The organism is Mycobacterium sp. NPDC006124 (assembly GCF_040614235.1).
Lineage (GTDB): Bacteria > Actinomycetota > Actinomycetes > Mycobacteriales > Mycobacteriaceae > Mycobacterium.
Window position 1 is genome coordinate 1 of the sequence record NZ_JBEXUA010000041.1, and the last position, 1,522, is coordinate 1,522.

Annotated in this window: 1 protein-coding gene and 2 pseudogenes; all 3 read right to left on the minus strand. The window is 64.8% G+C overall.

Translation table 11 applies throughout. From position 1 onward, the window contains the following. A pseudogene (locus ABZ195_RS28610) lies at nucleotides 1-95 on the minus strand (transposase); the annotation flags it as partial. A 66-nt stretch (nucleotides 96-161) separates the two neighbouring features. Beyond that, nucleotides 162-822 (minus strand): annotated as a pseudogene (gene istB / locus ABZ195_RS28615) (IS21-like element helper ATPase IstB); the annotation flags it as partial. Then, a complete protein-coding gene (locus ABZ195_RS28620) occupies nucleotides 783-1,127 on the minus strand; it encodes a hypothetical protein (protein ID WP_355223254.1) in 345 nt (114 codons plus the stop codon). The pseudogene istB and the gene ABZ195_RS28620, both read right to left, overlap by 40 nt. Nucleotides 1,128-1,522 lie beyond the last annotated feature (395 nt).

The window sequence follows — 1,522 nt, forward strand, 5'->3', positions numbered from 1 at the left end:
CGTTCCCCGCCACAAGTGACCCCAATGGCCACGTAGACGGGCCGGTTGGTGACCTGACCGCCGCGGATCTTGACGTGAATGGCGTCGATGAACACTGTCAATGGCCAAGTTCAGGTATCCGGTGGTGGCCGGATAAAAGTATCCACCCCGTGCGGTAGTTCTTAGGTTGGCTTGGGGTTCTCCTTCCGGTGCTTGGCGTCCTTCATGCGGTGGGAGTCGCCGTCGGTGATGACGACGGTGGCATGGTGCAGAAGCCGATCGAGGATGCTGACGGCGGTGGTCTGCTCGGGCAGGAAGCGGCCCCATTGTTCGAAGGGCCAGTGCGACCCGATGGCCAGGGAGCGGCGTTCGTAGGCGCCGGCGACGAGCCGGAAGAGCAGCTGGGTTCCGGTGTCGTCTAGTGGTGCGAACCCGAGCTCGTCGAGGATGATCAGGTCGACCCGAAGCAGGGATTCGATGATCTTGCCGACGGTGTTGTCGGCCAGGCCGCGGTAGAGCGTTTCGATGAGGTCGGCGGCGGTGAAGTAGCGGACCTCGTGCCCGGCGTGGATCGCCGCGGTTCCCAGCGCGATGAGGGTGTGGCTCTTGCCCGTGCCGGCTGGGCCGATGATCGCCAGGTTCTGTTGTGCTCGTATCCATCAAGGCTTGAGAGGTAGTCGAACACCTTCGGCTGGATCGAGGAGCTGGCCACGTCGAAGGACTCCAACGTCTTCGGGACGGGGAATGCCGCGGCCTTGAGTCGGTTGACGACATTGGAGCATCGCGGGCCGCCAACTCCGTTTCTACCAGCGTCCGCAGGACCTCCTCGGGAGTCCAACGTTGGCGCGGGGATCGTTGGCGTGGCAGAAGTCCGGAGCGAACCCGTAGTGCCCGGCCAGGCGCACGTAGTCCGGGGTCGGCACGACGGCGTTGGCGACCACCCCGGACTTACACAGATGGAATGACACGCCCCCCACGCGGTGATCTGCTCCTCGAATCACCAACTGTTCCCACGCCGAACCATGACCATCCGAGCGCACGGGTCGCACCGCGTCGGCGACCGCCCCGATCAACCCATCGTCGACGGCCTCGATGCCGTCGCTGCGGCACAAACCGGCCGCTTGCGCGCCCTCGACGTAACGGCGCACCGTCTTGCGGTCCAGCCCGCAATGCGCGGCGATCGTGCGGTATCCCGGTGCCGGCCAGTCCGGCCACCCCCAGCCAGACCCTTAGCACTTCCCTGATCTCGTTCACACTGACCTCCCGAAAAGCCATGCCCGCCGCCTCCGTGACTTGAACCGTCACCGCGATCGAACGAACAAATGAAGAGACCACCGACGCGACGCGCCGGTGGTCCCATGACTGGCAATCCAAGTGGTCCCATCACACTGGCAAAATCAGCTCACACTGGCCCCATGCTCCTGGCAGACGACAGCACGCACCCCCAAGACCACCACCGCCACCGAGTCACCATCGGCTGCGGCCAGCCGGTATCAGCAGCTGCGCTCTCACTTGGCCGAACTCAAACTGCACGCCGTCGCCG